The following is an 18,671-nucleotide window of genomic DNA, read 5'->3' as shown; positions in this document are numbered from 1 at the left end:
TTGCCTGTTCAGAAAACTTTTTCACAGACGGTCAAAATGACGGTACTGGTTTTGACGCATAAGTAAAAGGCATTATCAAACAGGTGCTACACGGCGAGGATATAGCAAGCACTGAACGTTTGGATGCAATAAAAAATCTGTACAACTGTTATTAATGAACTTTTTGTATAAAAATAATCGGATTTAACAATACTCATTGTACCTGTCTTTTGCTCTTATCATGGCGTCTTTACAACGAAAGGGTGCTTTAGCGTGGAATATTCAATATTAAGTAACAACCTTAAAATGCCTATGGTGGGTTTTGGCGTTTTTAAGGTAACCGACAAAGAAGAATGTCAGCAGTCAGTGTTAAGCGCTATTCGCAGTGGTTATCGTCTTATCGATACCGCTGCGGTATACGGCAATGAAGATGCCGTTGGTGACGCTGTTCGTGAAGCCATCGCGACAGGCCTGTGTACCCGTGAGGAGTTATTTATTACTTCTAAACTGTGGGTGCAAGATATGGCTAACTACGATCTGGCCAAAGCAGGTATTGACGCGTCGCTGAAAAAATCCGGGTTAGATTATTTTGATCTCTATTTATTGCATCAGGCCATGGGCGATTATTTTAGCGCGTGGCGCGCGCTGGAAGACGCTTATGAAGCCGGTAAACTAAAAGCCATTGGCGTGTCCAACTTCTATGCGCATGTGTTAGCCAACTTCTGTGAAACCGTCAGAATTACGCCAATGGTAAACCAGGTCGAATTGCATCCATACTTTGCACAACCCGCCGCGCTGGAAACCATGAAGCATTATAACGTTCAGCCTGAAGCGTGGGCGCCGTTAGGCGGCGGAAGACATAAACCGTATGAAAATGAAATGCTTCAAAGGATTGCCGATGCCCATCAAAAAACCATCGCTCAGGTTGTCCTGCGTTGGAACGTGCAGCGTGGTGTCACGGTTATTCCTAAATCCACTCGACAGGAACGTATTGAAGAGAACTTTGCCATCTGGGATTTCTCACTAACGGATAACGAAATGGCTCAAATCAACACACTTGATTTAGGCTATGTTGGCGAAGCGGTGAAGCATTTTAATCCCGAATTTGTTCGCGGTTGTCTTGGCGTTAAAATCCACGATTGATCGCGGCGCTTGCGGATGTTTTCTCGCATGAACAGCTTCTAACACGGTTGCCGGAGCGTAGACGGCAACCGTATGATATTCGCCTGGCCGTCAGGCGCCGAAGGCACCATCGATGGTGTGCATCGCGCCGGTGACGAAAGAGGCTTCCGGGCCGGCAAGCCATGCCACCATTCCAGCCACTTCTTCAGGTCTTCCGTGTCGTTTGATCGCCATGAAACTGTGCATCAGCTCTTTCATGGGGCCATCTTCCGGATTGATGTCGGTATCAATGGGGCCTGGCTGCACCACATTTATCGTAATCCCGCGGGGGCCAAAATCACGAGCCAGGCCGCGCGCCAGCCCTTGCAGGGCTGATTTACTGGCGGCGTACGCGGCCATTCCCGGTACGGGCATCCGATCGCCATTCACGGAACCGATAATAATAATGCGTCCACCTTCCGGCATGTTGCGGGTTGCTTCGACTGACGCATGGTAAGGCGCATGGATATTAATACGGAACAAACGATCTATCGCATCGCTATCTTGTTCCAGCGCATCGCCGAAGAGAGCCACGCCCGCATTGACGACCAGAATATCCAGTGGTCCGTACTCACGCACGAGGCTGATGACGGCATCCCGATCGGCGCTATCCGTCTGGATGGCGGTGCTTCCGGTTTCCGCTGCCAGTTTTTCGGCGGCTTCGCGCGATCCGGCGTAGCTGAAAACGACCGATGCGCCGTCAGCGCTAAAGCGTCGTACAATAGCCGCGCCGATACCACGACTTCCCCCTAAAACCAGTACAGATTTGTTGCGAAATAGCATCATCAGGATGTCCTTTATGATATTGTAGTAGCCACTACAATATGCGTAATGAAATCATGCCGTCAAGGAGTTATGTAGTAATGACTACAAAACATAGTCGAACGCCGGGTCGTCCTCGCCAGTTCGATCCGGAGCAAGCCATTGAAACCGCTCAACACTTATTTCATTCGCGCGGCTACGACGCGGTGAGCGTAGCGGATCTGACAAAAGCGTTCGGGATCAATCCTCCCAGTTTCTATGCGGCGTTTGGCAGCAAGCTGGGGCTGTATACCCGCGTATTAAAGCGTTACAGGATGACCGACGCGATTCCGCTCGGGGCGCTTCTGCGTCACGATCGCCCGACCGCGAAGTGCCTTATTGATGTGCTGATGGAAGCGGCAAGACGTTACGTTGCCGATCCTGATGCCACTGGATGTCTGGTTCTGGAGGGCGCTCATTGTAACGATAAACCGGCACGAGAGGCCGCCTGCGAGTTTTACATCGCTGCTGAAAACCTGATTCGCACTTATGTCGCCATGCGGTATCCGCAAGAGGCTGACCGGATGACTGACTTTATGGGGACGCTAATGGCGGGGCTTTCCGCCAAGGCGCGAGCGGGGTATAGCCTGGAGCGTCTTCAGGAGAGCGTACTTCTGGCTGGAGATGTGCTGGAGCGATTACTACCGGATTAACGCAGCGCATCAAAAAACCTGAGCCAATCAGTACGGGCAAACAGGGAGCAATAGCCCTAATCATCCATCTTGCCGTTGCGGTATTCGGTAAAGTACATCAAAAATAGAGGTGTCAGGGAAACGAGAGATGCAAAAATGTAGTCTTATTACGGTACTTAGCTTATCAGTGTTGATGCTAGCCGGATGTACAACGACCTATACCATGACGACCCGGACGGGAGATATTATTGAAACGCAGGGTAAGCCGGAGGTTGACACCGCAACCGGAATGACGAAATACGCTGATGCTTATGGTTATCATCGCGTCATTAAAACCAGTGAAATAGTGCAGACGACAGAAGGCGCATCGAAGCTGGACTGGTAATGCGCTAAAGCAGTTGGGAGGCCGTGTCCAGTATGGGTACCGGACTGTTTCTGGGCCTGAATTGAATAGAGTGCCTGTATAGCCGAATACAGGGTCTCAGCTTGATTTGTGTCGTCAGTTATTTGGTTTTTCCCTGTATAGTGAAGATAAACAGTACTCATGGCTAACGGTCTGTTTTGGATTGCTAACTATCCCGGATTCTGCGCGTTTTATTTAGTCACAACCATGGTTAAGAATATTTTGGGTCAGACTTACACGCCGGGTATTAAGATAATCCGTCGCATAGAGAGCTTGATCGGCATCATTCGGTTCAAGAAGAAACGGCGTGACTTTAGGTATGAGATCAGCAAACAGGTTATATTGATCCACAGAGGCAAAATGCTGGGTAGCGCTGGCCCAGGGCATTCGCATCAGCTCCGCGTAAGAAGGGGATAGTTGAACAGGCAAATCAAATTCTTTCAGATTAGCAAGCATCTCCTTACTCATATAAAATGTGACCCTGTTTCGCGAAAAGGTGTTAAGTACTGCCTTCAGTCGTTTAACTTTTGCTTCTTTACTCATGCTATTATCAAAAAAACGTGGTGAAAGCATAATAGCAATCGATGCGTTTGATGAAATAACATTATGTAGTGGTTTCAGGGCTACAACAATCTGATCGTTTGTGAAGATACGCTGCGTACCAGAGGAGGTAGTATAGTTTCCACCCAGCCAGATCACATAATCCGTTGTTTTGAGGGGAAGCGCTTTTTCCGGTATATTACCCCTGTCAGGTGCCACTGTTTCAATTGCTAGTGAGTCTTGTCCCCAGACATTATTTACTTTAGAACTCAAAAAATTATATTCTGAAATGTTCCTTAGTTTTAGTAGAGTTATCTGTGAGCGGGTAAAAAAGAGATTGAATCTCACTTTGTTCTGCAATTGCCGAAGTAATCTGAGCGCGTTCTGATCGATCAGATGACTATAAAGACCAACAGTTTTTCCGGAAAGTATTGCTGAGGCATTGTTCGCAAGAAGCATTTCTTTTATAGCTCCTTGCCCAATAATCAGTACGCAACTGTATTTTTCTGGTCTGATTTTATCTATGGGGATATCGGTAAGATTGACCAGGTCAGGAGTGCCATGCCGCCAATTATCATGAATGACTGTGGCTCCGGAGGCGTCTCCTCCGGCTCCCCTGGTGATAATAAGAGGAGGGGGGGTACTGGCATGTGCGATATACGAAAAACAAGCTACCATTGCTAGCGCTGTGTTTCTGATGGTTGTATACATATCGTCTGCCCTGATTTCGAAAATATGAATAATGTCTCCTCTTATAATGTACATCAAAAAGAGAACATTTTAATTAAACGTTATCTCAACGAGATAAAAGGTTAGCACAGGAAAGTATAGAGAGAATGTAATCATACCAACATTATAGATGTGGGAGCATGAAGGCCCCGCAAGCCGCCCGGCCAGCATACTCCCATTAATAGTTAAAGTATGGACTTTGCTTTTACCGTAAACTGTAGCCAATATTACCTGATCACTACACCGTACAGTACTGTCAGAAACCTGGCTCCGGTGTTGCGTGACAACAAGTTATTTTCTCAATCCTTTCAAAATGTTAACTTATTTAATAGTCACTTATTTTATCAGAATCAATACTGAGAGTTTTATTACCGCTCTGAAAAGAGAAGGCTTTTCAGATGAAATACGTGGATGGTACGAAGTCATTACAGTACAGGGATATAATAATAAAGATCGACAATGGATTCATTATTCTGTTGCTTTTGGACGGATGCCAAATGGAAGTATTCAATATCTTCTCCTTCTCTCCTGATAAGATTCAGTTTTGGCAATATACACATATATATTGTATTGGAAAATTGTTGATATTTTTCCTTATGACCAACGAAATGGAATTTTGCATATTTACCACATTTTATTACCCTCGACATGGGCATTTTGCCTCCATCGACGGAATTATGTTCCATACCAAAAAAACTGCTTACGGCGATGACCTGGTCATTGGTATTATCCGGCTTAAAAGACGAGAGACAATACACATTTTCGCCCCACGTTCTGAGCGTCTCATGAATGATTTTCCATTTTATAGGCGACGCTTTTTTAGGAAGGTCATTTGTTGCGATCTGATGAGATGTTTGAAATCCGAAAATTTCTTTTGACGTAAGCTGACAAATTTCGAACTGATAATGCTCATCACAGTCAAGCCAGTAGGGAGGCCGTAGGTTTCTGAGATCCCAGAAATCAGCCTTGCGATAGTTATTGGGATTGACACCAAATGTTTTTTTGAACTCTCGACTATAGGACTGCACTGAATCAAACCCCATTCTGAACGCGATATCTGTGACCGACTGAGAGGTCAGCTTTAGCAGAGTGGCGCTTCTGCTCAACTTGCGTTGTCTGATATATTTTCCGATAGAGACTCCACACTTTTCTTTAAAAAAATCCTGCAAACTCCTTCGCGAATAACCTGTTATAACAACCAGCTTTTCAATATCAATCCTCTCTTCAATATTTTTTTCTATTTGCTCTAATACTGAGATTATTATGGCTTTTTTCATCATCATTCCTCTTTATTGAAGCCGAAAATATAAACATTTAAGGTATTTGACATACTGTGTTATTAAACTAGTGGGGTTGTTAGCTTTTCTGGCAAAACAAGAAATATTTAAATTGCTTGACGTTTTTGAATAAACTTTACACTTGGAGATCGGTTTTTGCCTGTAAAGCTAAGTAATTAGCATGGCGAAGGGCATAATTTCACAGGGGGTTAAAATGATTGAATAACCCTGAATTTTTAGCTCGTGAGATTATAAATCTCGTAATTATTTCTAATGATTTAATAAAAGGGAATTGTTTTGTACTTCAAAAAATCTTTATTAGCGTTAGCGATTTGTGCATCCGTGGTCTCAGTAGAGGCGGTGGCGAATACCAGAGCCAATGATATGGCTTCTTCTGCTACACCTGCTTCTGTTGGTCACCGTCCTGTGGCAACTACTAATGCAAAAAAGATAGAAGTGTCTGGGGAACTGACGACCGGTTCAACCCTCCAGATAGCGGATGTTTTTATTAGGGATGAGGATGGGGATCCCTTATCGCTGGATAAAATGAATAATGCCGACGATATTAAATGGTACCTGGTGGATAATGAGGCTGCCGATCCTTCTGGAACCCCGGCGGCAACCGGGACGGCTTTTACCATTCCTGCTGATGCAGGCGGTAAAAAAATTAAAATCGTTTACCGGATTAAGACGGCAACGGGGACGCCGGATAGTGCATTCTTGCCTGCCACTGTCTTATTAACTTCTTCATCTTCTGGCGTGGGCGGCGACTCCGCCGCAGACGGTACAATTTCTAATAAGCTACGTTCTGTCACTATCAATGTGGTGAATGAAAGTGGTAAACCGACTGATGAACTCAACGGTACCAATGACGCCAACACTCCAGTGGTGGGCGGCACCCTTGAAGCGGTACTGGAATGTGCCGCCACAGCGGCGGCTGAGTGTGAGGTCAGTAATTATAACTTTACCTGGCAGATGGCGGATGCCGGGACACCAGATAAGTTCACCGATCTGAATAATACTAACGCTGAAAAACATAAATATATTATTAAGGGAACTGAGCAGAATAAACTGTTCCGTGTCCACGTTACGCCTAAAACGACGAAAGCCACGCCGGAGAATAAACGCGCTATCCGTCGCTGATGGTTATCGCTAAATAAACCTCTTATTTAAATACTCCCTCTGCCAGGCAGGGGGATATAGCAGGAGACAATAAAGTGGTTTTTTCTAAAAAACCCATTACTAAATATATAACCTGGGCCATTGTTACCAGTCAGATTCCACTCCCGGTCATTGCTGATAGCGATAATGAAATTCAGTCGTGGATTGCGGGGACGGCATCGTCTATTTCTCCGCATCTGCAGGAGGGGACGCTGGAGGATTATGCCAAAGGAAAAATAAAGGCATTACCAGGGCAAGCCGCTAATCATTTGGTGAACGAGGGGATGAAGAGCGCTTTTCCGGAGATTATTTTCCGTGGTGGCGTCAATCTTGAAGACGGCGCGAAATATCGTTCATCAGAGTTCGATATGTTTATTCCCGTCCAGGAAACGACATCGTCTTTACTCTTTGGCCAGCTTGGCTTTCGCGACCACGACAGCAGCCGTTTCGATGGCCGCACCTATGTTAACGTTGGTGTGGGTTACCGCCAGGAGGTCAATGGATGGCTGCTCGGCGTCAATACGTTTCTGGATGCCGACATCCGTTATTCCCACTTGCGTGGCGGCATTGGCGGGGAAGTCTATAAAGACAGTCTGGCCTTTTCCGGCAACTATTATTTCCCTCTCACCGGCTGGAAAACGTCAGCAGTTCATGAATTACATGATGAGCGTCCGGCATATGGCTTTGATCTGCGAACAAAAGGCACGCTCCCCGATTTTCCCTGGTTCAGTGGCGAGCTGACATATGAACAGTATTACGGGGATAAAGTTGATCTATTGGGTAACGGTACATTAAGCCGGAATCCCCGCGCCGCAGGTGCGGCTCTGGTCTGGAATCCTGTCCCCTTGCTTGAGGTCAGAGCAGGATATCGGGACGCCGGTAATGGCGGATCGCAGGCTGAGGGCGGTCTGAGAGTCAACTATTCCTTCGGTACGCCGTTACATGAACAGCTTGATTACCGCAACGTTGGGGCGCCGTCAAATACGACTAATCGGCGTGCCTTTGTCGATCGTAATTACGATATCGTCATGGCGTATCGGGAGCAGGCCAGTAAAATCCGCATTACGGCAATGCCAGTGTCAGGCCTGTCCGGGACGCTCGTGACATTAATGGCGACGGTAGATAGCCGTTACCCGATTGAGAAAGTTGAGTGGTCGGGTGATGCGGAGCTTCTCGCCGGACTCCAGCTTCAGGGGAGTCTGGGCAGCGGCCTTATCCTTCCACAACTTCCGCTGACGGCGACCGACGGTCAGGAGTATAGCCTTTATTTAACGGTGACTGACAGCCGGGGTACTCGCGTGACCTCCGAGCGTATCCCGGTAAGGGTGACACAGGATGAGACCAGTTTCCGTTCCTGGATAAATGTTATCAATGACGATGTTCAGGTTGAGGACGGCAACTTTGTTATCAGTACGCCGCTTCCTGCCGGAGAAGAGGGGAAGGTTATTGAGTGGCACTACGTGCGCGAGCGTTCTGAAGAGGAGTGGGCATCGCTCAAACCACGTAATATTAAGTATCAATCAGATATGCCGGGTCTGGCATTTAAAGCGCTCGGTGGTACAGAGCGTGACGGCCATTGGGTTGAACGGGTTCTGGTGACCCATATCGGCGATGATGCCCGCTCGCTCAAATTACATATTGAAGCAAGCGGACCAGACGATAAACATCCGGTGAAGGGTACCGTACTACTACAAGCGCAGTCAGACAGTATTGCGCAGAAGGTCACTTCTGTGGAGGTGCTTTTTACGCCGGGTACTGAAGAAGCCAACGGAAGCGTTACTGCGCCAGTCGTCGGAACAGAAATGCGAGCCAGAACGCTTTGTGTAAATAACACGGACTGTACTGATGCGTTTAATTATCAGTGGGAAATCTCGGATGAAATGAAATCCTGGCAATCCGTACCGGGGGCGACAAAAGCCACCTGGCTTCTTCCTTATAGTCTTAATGGGGAATCGCTTCAGAATAAATATATCCGGGTCAGAATTATTTCTGATAAGGAAAATGCCAAGAGTTCTACCGCAGCATCTGATGCGAATTAATGTTTTAAAAAGGATCAACAGTGCGTATGTCGAAACATAATCTTATTATCTATAGCCTGCTTCTGGCGGCTGCGCCGATAAGCGTCTTGGCGGATTCGTCGACAACGTCCGCGGCAACCGTCGGGATGTTTTCTCCTCCTACGGCGCCGAGCGTTGGGCACAGGCCTAGTTCGCCGTTGAGTGATTATGGGTTGGAATTGAATGGGTATTATGGATATTTTGAATCATATATACCTATACCAGGCATGCTTTTAAAAGCAAGAATGGTTGGGAGAGTCAGTGATCTTGATTCTGAAAAATATCAAGCTAATGAAACGGCTACCACAGTATGTACATATTATCGCGTTGAGAAAGATGACTCACAGCATGAGCTTCTACGTGAAAAGCCGTGTAAATATGAAATTGTTATCAGCGAGGATAATGTAGGTTCGAAGATAAGAATTGAGCATTATAACGAAACAGATATGGTCTCAGCACCAGGATATACGCCTGTGCCGATGGTTTCTGAACTCCATTCTATTGAAACAAAACGTATAGTTAAATTGAGTAAAGATTTATCTGTCATTAGTGCAGATAAATCTTTACTGATGCCAGGAGAGAGTGCTGTTGTGAAAATTATTGTTAAAGATATAAATAATAACCCCATATCTAATCTCAATCTCCAGTGTGGGCATTTTTCAACAGGAAGTTGGAATAGTCGATGCGATATCAAAGCCGGGGGTAATCCCGGAGAGTATCTGCAGACGGTAACTTATAATGGAGGTTCAAATGGAGAGTTGAAATTGACATATAAATATTTTGGGGAATTGATTAAAGATAAATTTACTATCTCCGGGACAATAAAAAAGTAGAGTAAAAACAGCAATGAATAATGGGTTGGCTTTTATTTCACTGCTCTTATTATGGATGTTGACTTGGTTCTTTAGTAGATTGCTAAATAATTATTATGGCTAAAATAATACAAACGTTAAAAGGAGAACTTTTTATGACACCAGCAACAACACAAGATTATATCTCATTGGGTCAGGAACACGCTGTCACCTTTGGCAAAACGCAGCTGACCCTCAAACCCGGTATACTGGCTGAAGGCAAACCATTACCCTGCACAAAGGGGCTGGTGAGCCATAATTTATTACCGGGTTACTGTATCCCGGGGATAAAAAAGCGGATTATTGTCGTCCCGTCACTGGATACGCCGGTTTGTGAATGGCAGGTAAAAGACTATAGTGACCGCCTTAAATCAGCGGGTAGCCACTCAAACCGGGCGGTATATGTGCTGAGTATGGATACGCCATTTGCTCAGGCCCGTTTTATTCGGGAACATGATATTCATCCCGGCATAACCTTTGTTTCTGACTACGCTTGCCGCCAGTTTTTGGATAATTCCGGGCTGAAAATTAATGAGCTCAGTATTTTTGCCAGAGCGTTGATAGAGTGCGATGAAAACAATGTGGTTACGCGTGTTATTGTACCACGAGATATCACTCATCTTCCTGTTTACTAATCACTTATATCAGCACCGTCCCTGCACAGAGAACCGAATAACCGGCAATGCAGGGGCGCAGACATCCTCCTGTAGTGCCCCCACATTTAACACATATACTATTGCATCACGCATAAGGAACTGAAAATGATGCCAGCGGATGGGGCAGGTTAACGTTATGGCACCCCTGAATTTCTGCAATAATCGTCTGGTAACCGGAAAGCCACTTATGACTTTGTGATTTGGCCTGCTGGTGCTGTAAATTATTTATCAATAGCTCCATTGATTCGCGGGTCTGCCAGTAATAATTATTAACCATTCTTCCGCTGGCGGCATCGGTATAGCTTTCCATCCCAATATAGCCATCAATAGACTGCGTATAGCGCTCAATCCAGCCATCCAGTTGATAAAACTCTTCGTCGTACTCTTTTTTTTCGAAAATAAAACTTGTCAGAAACAGCGACATGGTATTTCTCCTGTTACGCAATATCAATCAGACACCCATCAACGTGGATTCAAAACGTAAACCTGGCATCATTTTTTCAAGGCCGTCAGTCAGCATGTTTCCTGCCGCGTACAATTCATCAACCGGCATTTCCGGCAAGCTTTCAAGGATAAACCACATCGCTTTATCTGAAGCGCTTAGTCGGGTACGTACTCCCTGACGCCAGTTCCAGCGCCGACAGGTGACGCCTCTGTCATCGCGCCAGATAACTTCGCCCGGTTCTGGCGACTCGGTGACGGGTTGTCCTTCTTTCAGGGTATCAAATGTTTCACTTCCGTCTGCGAAAACCAGCCGCGGCGATCCACAATAAGCCGCGCTATTTTCGCCGCCTACCGGTACGGCATAGCGCAGGCTCACCGCGTTATAAAGATCAACGACCGGATCCAGCGCCGCCATTGTTCCATCCTTCAACACGCGTTTTCGTAGCGCTTCAGCCGAGCAGGGGGTGCGCTTTGGTTTTGCGCCGAATGCTTTAAACACCGCATTCCAGGCGTCTATATGCGCCTGTGCCCACGTCGGTTGGCCGTTAATTACGGCCTGACAGGCCTCTTTTAGCGCGATTTCTCCGACCTGCGCATCGCGAATCGGAGCGGCAATAACATTAATACTTAATGCACGAAAGCCGGGAGCGATACGGGCCAGTTCCGGGCTGATTGACGGTAACATAGAAGACATCGCATAATCCTGTAATGACTATTTTATTCTATGATATCGACCAATGACCAAAAAAGTCAACTTATCGACCACGGCGGGCGCTGACGTCAGCACGATAAATGAAGCTGTTTCCCAACGTATCAAACAATTTCGTAGCCAAAAAAAGATGTCGCTGGATGAGCTTGCGCGGCGTTCCGGCGTCAGTAAAGGAATGCTGGTGGAAATTGAAGGCTGTAAAGCCAATCCAAGCATTGCGCTGTTATGTAAGATCGCGGCGGCAATGGGAGTGTCCGTGGCGGATGTTGTCAACGTCGCCAGCGAGCCGATGGTCCATCTTATCGACCGGGATGCTATTCCGGTGTTGTGGCGCGGCGAGAAAGGCGGCAGCGCAAAACTGATGGCGGGAACCAGCGGGCCGGATATGCTGGAACTCTGGCAATGGATAATGCATCCTGGTGAACAGTTTGAATCGGCAGGGCATCCGGCAGACACCTGTGAATTACTGTTTGTTAATCAGGGAACACTGACATTAACAGTCGACGGTAGACGCTTTATTATTCGGGAGGGCTGCTCCGCTGTAGCCAGAACCGACATGCCTCATGCCTACGTTAACGACACTAATGAGGTGCTTGAATTTACCATGACGGTGAATGAAAAGAGCCGTTGATCACCGTAAGGCGCTAACAACCCGCCATCCGGACAGGGAAGCCTCGGTGCCCGATAACACTTATCGGGCACCGGCTATCTTTTATTTTGTCGCAGGCGCGGCCTCCGGGTCATCGATATAGAGCGTCTGGCTTGGGAAGGCGAAGTCAGCGCCGTTTTCCTGGACAATCGCAATAATTTTCAGGTAAACATCCTGCTGTACGGCAAGCCATTCCTGCCATACTGTTGTTTTGGTAAAGCAATACACCATAATATTCAGCGAAGAGTCGGCGAATTCATTAAAATAGACCAACAGCGTCTGTTTCTGATCGATATCTCTGTGCGCCTGCAACATGTTTCTGATAGCGTCAACAATGAGGCCAATTTTGTCGGCATCTTCGTAACGTAACCCAATAACCGTTTTTATTCGACGGTTGGTCATCCGTCCCGGATTCTCAACGCTAATGGATGAAAAGACGGAATTAGGCACGTACAACGGGCGGTGGTCGAATGTGTTAATTCGCGTAATTCGCCAGCCGATTTCGGCGACCGTACCTTCGATATTTCTGTCAGGAGAACGAATCCAGTCTCCGATACTGAAGGGGCGATCGAAATAGAGCATAATACCGGAGAAAAAATTGCTCAGGACATCTTTGCCCGCCATACCAACAGCGATACCGCCGATACCGCCAAAGGTCAGCAGACCGGACAGACTCATGCCAAAATGTTCTCCATACAGTAAGACAATCGCGACAATAATAGTTATTTTTATGACCCGTGCCAGAATACGGGTACTGGTGACATCTCTACCTTTATTGACCTGTGCTTTTTCAAATTGGTTAATAATCAGGAAAAGTTTTATCGTCAGAATAAGCGCAATGAGCGAGGTGCAGATAAAATCAATGACCCCGGAAGAGATAAAACGCAAATTATAATCTTCAATAGCATTATTCAGGATGCTCCCGATGGTCCCAATAATAATTGCATAAATAAAAAACTGTGCCGCATGGAACGTGAATCCTTTCTTCCACTGTACGTTACGGCTGAGCCAAAATCTCACGACCAGCAACGCCATACCGCAACTGAAAAGTATCGCCAGATTAAATGCGTTTTTGAGAAAAAATTCAGTGAACATTATTGTTTTCCGCTCCTTCCTACGATAACAGCTCAGAATGACCTGATTAACAGGTATTTTACCCAGGATAAACGCGTAGATCATCGATAAGTAAAAAGAAGAAATAGTGCTATCAGCTTTAATCTCAGCGGTTTACTTTTTATGTAAATACAATGTCACGTTTTATAGGGCAGACATCGCGTGATTGTCATGGTATTGTTGCTATCAGGTAACAAAGCCATCTGTAAAGGACAATACTATGATCATGATGAAGCTGAAATCGGCGAAGGGGAAAAAATTTCTGTTATGCCTGCTGGCAGTGTTTATCGTTGCGGCATCGGTGGTAACGCGCGCGACTATCGGCGGTGTGATTGAGCAATATCATATTCCACTGTCCGAGTGGACAAGCTCTATGTATGCCATTCAGTCGGCAATGATTTTCGTTTACAGTCTGGTGTTCACTATTCTGCTGGCGATTCCTTTGGGGATCTATTTCCTCGGCGGAGATGAGTAACAGGAATAGGGTATTGGCCGGATGGCAGTGCCATCCGGCAGGACGCAAGAGGGATTAATCGTCCTCGTCGTCCAGTTCAACCGGTGTTTGATACTCATCAGGCTTAATGACTAACAGGTCGCAGCGCAGATGGTCAATGACCTGTTCGGCCGTGTTCCCCAGAAACGCGGCCGAGAGTCCGGTACGTCCAACGGTGCCAAGCACAACGATCCCCGCCTGGAGATGTTCGGCAAGATCCGGGATAACTTCTTCCGGCAAGCCTTTTTCTACATGCGTAACTTTTTCATCAATGCTGAATTTCTGGCGCAGCGCTTTCATCGCCAGTAAATGCTGGCCTCTGATGGCGTCGTTATACACGCTGGGATCAAATTCCGGCAGCTCAATGGCGATATTGATTGGCGTAACGGGGTAGGCGCCGACCAGGTGTACTTCGGTATGATTAACCTGCTCCGCCAATTGTAAGGTCTCTTTTACCAGCTTTTCGTTGAGAGCATTGTGATAGGGCTCTTCGCTTGCCAGGTTCACGGCGACCAGGGCTTTGCCGCCTTCTGGCCACGGCTGATCTTTGACCATCCACACCGGGCTTGGGCATTTACGCAGCAAATGCCAGTCGGTAGGGGTAAAAATGACCGCTTCCAGTCGATCGTGCTGATGCGCCATTTTCAACACCAGATCGTGACTGCCGGCGATAACCTCCTGGATGATGGCCTCAAAGGGACGATTGTGCCAGACCACTTTAATTTCAATGGGGACACCGGCTTCAAGATAATATTTCGCCTGCTCACGTATCCAGGCTGTGCGTTGACTTATTACGCCCTGACGCATTGCGGTGCGTTCGTCAGGAGAAAGCAGGGTGGTCATCTCATACGAGAAATCGTAAATAGGCAGGAAAGCTTTAATTTTGCCGCCAATCCGTTGATGCAAATAAACTGCTCGCCGTAATGCGGGTTGGTCGTCCTGATTGGGATCGATGACCACCAGCATATTTTGATACATAGCCATACAGGGTCTCCTTACAACTGTCATCGCAGTTTGTAACTAAAGAGTAACTCAAATATGGTGAATGAAACAGAGGAAGCGCTTCTGCCAGATCAATAAATGAGAAAAATTTAACGATATGGCAGAAGATAACATCAATGGTTTAGCTGACGTTTAAGCGACGTTGCGGGTATGACCGGCGAGGGCCGCCAGCGCATCGCTGTTTTCAATAGTAATATACTTACCTTTCACCGCCAGCATACCGCTTTTCTGGAAACGCCCCAGCAGACGGCTAATAGTTTCGACTGTTAAGCCCAGATAGTTGCCGATATCGCCACGGGTCATCGTCAGGCGGAATTCACGCGGTGAAAAACCACGCTGCGCAAAGCGGCGGGACAGGTTGTAAATAAACGCAGCCAGACGTTCTTCGGCGTTCTTCTTCGACAATAACAGGATCATATCCTGATCGCCTTTAATTTCACCGCTCATCAGACGCATCATTTGCTGACGCAGGTTAGGCATTTTGCCGGACAGGTCATCCAGTGTCTCAAAGGGTATTTCACATACCATTGAGGTTTCCAGCGCCTGTGCAAAGCTCGGATGATGACCGCTGCCAATGGCGTCAAAACCCACCAGGTCGCCTGCTAAATGGAATCCAGTAATCTGCTCATCGCCTTGCTCGGTAATGGTGTAGCTCTTAATCGTTCCGGAGCGGATAGCATAGAGCGATTTCAATTCATCACCTGCTTTAAACAGAGTTTGCCCTTTCTGAATGGGCTTTTTGCGCTCGATGATATTATCAAGCTGATCAAGCTCATGCTCGTTAAGTGTGAACGGGATGCAAAGCTGGCTGATACTGCAATCCTGGCAATGGATAGCACAACCGCCAGACTGAATGCGCCGTATAATTCGCTTTTCCGGGATCATAGGTCTGCTCAAGCCGTAATTGATATTTGTCAATTTTAACATCTTTTTGGTGAGCGCGTAAGTCTGAGCTATCCCGGAGAAGGAATAATTCAAGTATAAGTTTGATGAATACTTTTATCTATTTGAAAATACGTAATTTATTTGTTGTTGCTTTACATAAAAGTGTGACCGATAAGGCACTTTTTGCCTGTATATTCATAATAAAAGATAGCCTTCATGGCGTAATAGCCACTCTTTTCGCTGCACGCCACCGGCGTATCCGGTCAGAGTGCCGTTACGCCCGATGACGCGATGGCAGGGAACAACAATACTGATGGGGTTAGCGCCATTCGCAGCACCGACTGCGCGTGCGGCGCCCGGTCGTCCCAGTTGCGCCGCCAGCTGACCATAGTGCATCACCTGCCCGCAGGGGATAGCGCGCAACGCCTGCCATACTTCCCGTTGAAAAGGTGTGCCCCCCGTTGCGGTTTCCAGGGTATCAATTACGGCGAGATTGCCTGCAAAATAATCTGCAAGCTTATCGCTGAGTCCACCGGGGTTAGTCGCAGAAAGGCGTTCATAGCCTTCGTGACGGTAGTGGATATTTAGCAGTTGCTCCATACGATCGCGGTACTGTTCCCACTCAATGGCCCGCAGTCGAAACTGCTCATCGCAAACCACCCATAACGGTCCTAATGGCGTGGCTATCTTCTCTTCAAGTAATCTCAGCATCCGTTCTCTCACATCGTCTTAATCTAACGTAAGAGACAAGATATCATGCCAGGAATACCCGCAACCATACTCCTTAAAAGATAGTCAGGGATAACACATTTAGCGACAGTAATATCGTTGGCGGAGAAAAAGAGAGCCGGGCGAGGCGGTTAATTGCCTGACATTGTCATTGTTATTGGAAATAACTGTAAACCGTTGTCGGTATAACAGGGCACGGTTATGATAACGGCAGTCGCAAAAACGCTGGAGGATGAACCATGAACCTTGACGATAAAGCGCTGTTTCTTGACGCCATGGAGGATGTCCAGCCGCTGAAACGCCATACTGATGTACACTGGCAGCCAACGCGTAATCTTAAAACGCCCCAGCGTATCGACACGCTTCAGCTTGATAATTTCCTGACGACGGGCTTTCTGGATATTCTGCCGCTGAATGAACCGCTGGAATTTCGTCGGGAAGGATTGCAGCAGGGTGTCATCGATAAGTTACGCAGTGGGAAATATCCTCAGCAAGCCAGCCTCAATTTGTTACGCCAGCCGGTCGAAACGTGCCGAAAAATGCTGTTTCGTTTTATCCTGGAGGCGCAGAAAGAGGGGTTGCGTAATGTCCTGATCATTCATGGTAAAGGGCGAGAGGCGAAGTCGCATGCCAATATCGTCCGAAGCTATGTGGCCCGCTGGTTGACAGAGTTTGAAGATGTACAGGCTTATTGTTCGGCGCTGCCGCATCATGGCGGCGGCGGGGCATGTTATGTCGCGTTACGTAAAACGGTGCAGGCTAAGCAGGATAACTGGGAGCGCCATGCGAAGCGTAGTCGGTAAATCGTTGCCGCTGGCGGACAGGACCGCCAGCGCAAGCTCGCGCGAACCCGATTTTATGCCTGATATAACGCCTCATCCAAATGCTCAGGATTCTGCAAGAGAACGGGCGATAACGCTGTCCGCGGTAATAACACGGAGAAACAGTCATTCGCTTATTTAAGCGTCTATTAAAATATACTGGCTTTCGACTTAACTATTAAGCAGAAAATGGTGATAAGTACATCACTTGTCAATATGGATGGATGAATATCCTGGCATAGCGAATATAGGTAATTTTATCTGTTGCACTAAGGGAAATGGCGATGGTCTGGTATTGAATATGGAGAATGTCAAAGAAACGAATGGCAATAGATATCTGAAATGCTATAAAAATAAAACCTGTCTCCTATCCTGGTTGTAGGCCGTCAAAAATGTTGAGAAATATCAGCGTCAGGACATGCATTATTCTATTTATGGTATGTACGTTTCTTTTGGTGGATACTTTACAAATAGCTTTTCTGCACGATCTCCCTATTTTAATTACGTGTAATATCATTTATCTGATCTCGGCATTACTGCTTTGGTGGTATATGACCTGCTATCTGGTAGTGCCGATTAATACCGTGAAGAAAAGTATTGAAGAGGTCGCAGCAGGAAACTTGTCTATTCATATCTCCGAATTTGGCAATAATTGCGCCGGACGACTCATCCCCGGGATTAATAGCCTGTCGGAGAATATTTCCGCGCTGGTACGTGAAATCAGATCCTCTTCGCAAACGGCAATGACCCTTTCCGAACAACTGGCGGCGCGCAGTATGTCGCTATCCGTAAAGACGGAACAGCAGTCGGCCTCGTTAATTCAAACTGCCGCCAGTATGGATGAAATGGCGGCGAGTACCAAAAACAATGCGGATAATACCCGAATGGCGAGCATACAGGCGGATTGTGCAACCCAATGCGCCCGTAAAGGCGGGGAGTTAATGGGGCGGGTTACAGAAAATATGCGTTCTATTACCGACTGTGCCTCGCAGATGACGGAGATTATTTCATTGATTGACGGTATCGCATTCCAGACTAATATTCTGGCGCTTAACGCGGCGGTAGAGGCTGCGCGGGCGGGCGATCATGGAAAAGGTTTCTCCGTGGTGGCCGGGGAAGTGCGTAATCTGGCGCATCGTAGCGCCGAGGCGGCAAAAAGTATCAAGGCGCTGATCGACGTTACGCATGACAATGTGCGGCAGGGGGCCGCCATAGTGCAAGAGGCTGAAAAAAATATGCAGGAGATTGTTGGCGGCTCCGGGCAATTAAACGTGCTGATGAGTGAAATTTCCACCACCACGCGGGAGCAGGAAAAAGGCATTAACCAGATAACCCTGGCGTTGAGCGATCTGGAAAGCGCAACCCATAGCAATGTCTTAATGGTTGAAGCGCTATCTGCTTCTTCGGATGTTTTAAAGGCGCAGGTGATCGAGTTACAGACTAAAACCGACAAATTTCGTTTAAGCCAGCCGGGTTACAGTGAACATGCGCTGACGCGCTCTCATGTATCATCTCTTTCGACCATTACCAGGCGCGGCCAGGCCTGATAATACATGTTTGGTAAGCGCCTGTTGCTAAG

General features: G+C 47.1%; 20 protein-coding genes. 11 read left to right on the top strand and 9 right to left on the bottom strand.

Features of this window, described 5'->3' with window-relative positions; translation table 11 throughout:
- Nucleotides 1-252 precede the first annotated feature (252 nt).
- Entirely contained in the window at nt 253-1,122 is an 870-nt protein-coding gene (locus tag J4614_RS03435) for an aldo/keto reductase (RefSeq protein ID WP_023137138.1), read from the top strand.
- 90 nt (nt 1,123-1,212) lie between these two features.
- Here the strand turns inward: J4614_RS03435 and bdcA are convergent, their stop codons facing one another.
- Nucleotides 1,213-1,926: an SDR family oxidoreductase gene (gene bdcA / locus J4614_RS03430; protein ID WP_000979086.1), complete on the bottom strand. Its 714-nt coding sequence runs from the start codon at nt 1,924-1,926 to the stop codon at nt 1,213-1,215.
- A 77-nt stretch (nt 1,927-2,003) separates the two neighbouring features.
- Between bdcA and J4614_RS03425 the strand changes: the two genes are divergently transcribed.
- Together J4614_RS03425 and J4614_RS03420 are read left to right on the top strand one after the other, a co-directional pair.
- Nucleotides 2,004-2,594, top strand: a complete 591-nt coding sequence (locus J4614_RS03425; RefSeq protein ID WP_000208475.1) for a TetR/AcrR family transcriptional regulator — start codon at nt 2,004-2,006, stop codon at nt 2,592-2,594.
- A 127-nt stretch (nt 2,595-2,721) separates the two neighbouring features.
- Nucleotides 2,722-2,958 carry a YgdI/YgdR family lipoprotein gene (locus tag J4614_RS03420; RefSeq protein ID WP_001168013.1) on the top strand — a complete coding sequence of 79 codons (237 nt, stop codon included), beginning with the start codon at nt 2,722-2,724 and terminating at the stop codon, nt 2,956-2,958.
- 213 nt (nt 2,959-3,171) lie between these two features.
- On the opposite strand, the gene J4614_RS03415 is transcribed toward J4614_RS03420, so the two are convergent.
- Both J4614_RS03415 and J4614_RS03410 read right to left on the bottom strand, forming a co-directional pair.
- Entirely contained in the window at nt 3,172-4,281 is a 1,110-nt protein-coding gene (locus J4614_RS03415) for a hypothetical protein (RefSeq protein ID WP_000275497.1), read from the bottom strand.
- A gap of 389 nt (nt 4,282-4,670) precedes the next feature.
- Nucleotides 4,671-5,528, bottom strand: a complete 858-nt coding sequence (locus J4614_RS03410; protein ID WP_077905324.1) for a GyrI-like domain-containing protein — start codon at nt 5,526-5,528, stop codon at nt 4,671-4,673.
- A gap of 291 nt (nt 5,529-5,819) precedes the next feature.
- Here J4614_RS03410 and zirU point away from each other — a divergent pair, with 291 nt between their 5' ends.
- The 4 genes from zirU (at nt 5,820) to J4614_RS03390 (ending at nt 10,226) form a co-directional block, all read left to right on the top strand.
- Nucleotides 5,820-6,665 (top strand): two-partner-like secretion system exoprotein ZirU, encoded by an 846-nt coding sequence (gene zirU / locus J4614_RS03405; RefSeq protein WP_000273676.1) that lies wholly within the window; start codon nt 5,820-5,822, stop codon nt 6,663-6,665.
- Nucleotides 6,666-6,739: 74 nt separating this feature from the next.
- On the top strand, nt 6,740-8,722 hold the full coding sequence (gene zirT / locus J4614_RS03400; RefSeq protein ID WP_208293065.1) for a two-partner secretion translocator ZirT: 1,983 nt from the start codon (nt 6,740-6,742) through the stop codon (nt 8,720-8,722).
- 26 nt (nt 8,723-8,748) lie between these two features.
- Nucleotides 8,749-9,573 carry a ZirS family two-partner secretion-like system exoprotein gene (locus tag J4614_RS03395; protein ID WP_001527813.1) on the top strand — a complete coding sequence of 275 codons (825 nt, stop codon included), beginning with the start codon at nt 8,749-8,751 and terminating at the stop codon, nt 9,571-9,573.
- Between the two features lie 95 nt (nt 9,574-9,668).
- Entirely contained in the window at nt 9,669-10,226 is a 558-nt protein-coding gene (locus J4614_RS03390; RefSeq protein WP_001062620.1) for a peroxiredoxin, read from the top strand.
- 106 nt (nt 10,227-10,332) lie between these two features.
- Here the strand turns inward: J4614_RS03390 and J4614_RS03385 are convergent, their stop codons facing one another.
- Both J4614_RS03385 and J4614_RS03380 read right to left on the bottom strand, forming a co-directional pair.
- Nucleotides 10,333-10,671: a hypothetical protein gene (locus J4614_RS03385; RefSeq protein ID WP_000051812.1), complete on the bottom strand. Its 339-nt coding sequence runs from the start codon at nt 10,669-10,671 to the stop codon at nt 10,333-10,335.
- Nucleotides 10,672-10,698: 27 nt separating this feature from the next.
- The gene (locus tag J4614_RS03380) at nt 10,699-11,385 is read right to left on the bottom strand and encodes a B3/4 domain-containing protein (RefSeq protein ID WP_000097255.1); all 687 of its coding nucleotides are present in this window, start codon (nt 11,383-11,385) and stop codon (nt 10,699-10,701) included.
- A gap of 43 nt (nt 11,386-11,428) precedes the next feature.
- Here J4614_RS03380 and J4614_RS03375 point away from each other — a divergent pair, with 43 nt between their 5' ends.
- Complete coding sequence (locus tag J4614_RS03375; RefSeq protein WP_000163371.1) at nt 11,429-12,031, top strand: helix-turn-helix domain-containing protein; 603 nt, start codon at nt 11,429-11,431, stop codon at nt 12,029-12,031.
- A gap of 81 nt (nt 12,032-12,112) precedes the next feature.
- Here the strand turns inward: J4614_RS03375 and J4614_RS03370 are convergent, their stop codons facing one another.
- Nucleotides 12,113-13,144 carry a mechanosensitive ion channel family protein gene (locus J4614_RS03370; protein WP_000493665.1) on the bottom strand — a complete coding sequence of 344 codons (1,032 nt, stop codon included), beginning with the start codon at nt 13,142-13,144 and terminating at the stop codon, nt 12,113-12,115.
- A gap of 238 nt (nt 13,145-13,382) precedes the next feature.
- On the opposite strand from J4614_RS03370, the gene J4614_RS03365 reads away from it, so the two are divergent.
- Nucleotides 13,383-13,637 carry a DUF2534 family protein gene (locus tag J4614_RS03365; protein WP_000605645.1) on the top strand — a complete coding sequence of 85 codons (255 nt, stop codon included), beginning with the start codon at nt 13,383-13,385 and terminating at the stop codon, nt 13,635-13,637.
- 54 nt (nt 13,638-13,691) lie between these two features.
- Here J4614_RS03365 and uspE read toward each other — a convergent pair whose 3' ends face one another.
- The 3 genes from uspE to ogt all read right to left on the bottom strand — a co-directional run bounded on the left by uspE (nt 13,692) and on the right by ogt (nt 16,253).
- Entirely contained in the window at nt 13,692-14,639 is a 948-nt protein-coding gene (gene uspE, locus J4614_RS03360) for a universal stress protein UspE (RefSeq protein WP_001262138.1), read from the bottom strand.
- A 150-nt stretch (nt 14,640-14,789) separates the two neighbouring features.
- Entirely contained in the window at nt 14,790-15,542 is a 753-nt protein-coding gene (gene fnr, locus J4614_RS03355) for a fumarate/nitrate reduction transcriptional regulator Fnr (protein WP_000611914.1), read from the bottom strand.
- 195 nt (nt 15,543-15,737) lie between these two features.
- Complete coding sequence (ogt, locus tag J4614_RS03350; protein WP_000945034.1) at nt 15,738-16,253, bottom strand: methylated-DNA--[protein]-cysteine S-methyltransferase; 516 nt, start codon at nt 16,251-16,253, stop codon at nt 15,738-15,740.
- A 257-nt stretch (nt 16,254-16,510) separates the two neighbouring features.
- Between ogt and smrA the strand changes: the two genes are divergently transcribed.
- Together smrA and J4614_RS03340 are read left to right on the top strand one after the other, a co-directional pair.
- A complete protein-coding gene (smrA, locus tag J4614_RS03345) occupies nt 16,511-17,074 on the top strand; it encodes a DNA endonuclease SmrA (protein ID WP_001046799.1) in 564 nt (187 codons plus the stop codon).
- 410 nt (nt 17,075-17,484) lie between these two features.
- On the top strand, nt 17,485-18,639 hold the full coding sequence (locus tag J4614_RS03340) for a methyl-accepting chemotaxis protein (protein WP_023262572.1): 1,155 nt from the start codon (nt 17,485-17,487) through the stop codon (nt 18,637-18,639).
- Nucleotides 18,640-18,671: the final 32 nt, after the last annotated feature.

Origin of the sequence: Salmonella sp. 32031103-2018-00083-FB-01-SM-01 (assembly GCF_017571995.1) — a bacterium.
Taxonomy (GTDB): Bacteria; Pseudomonadota; Gammaproteobacteria; order Enterobacterales; family Enterobacteriaceae; genus Salmonella; species Salmonella enterica.
This window is presented reverse-complemented; position numbering and strand designations above follow the sequence as displayed.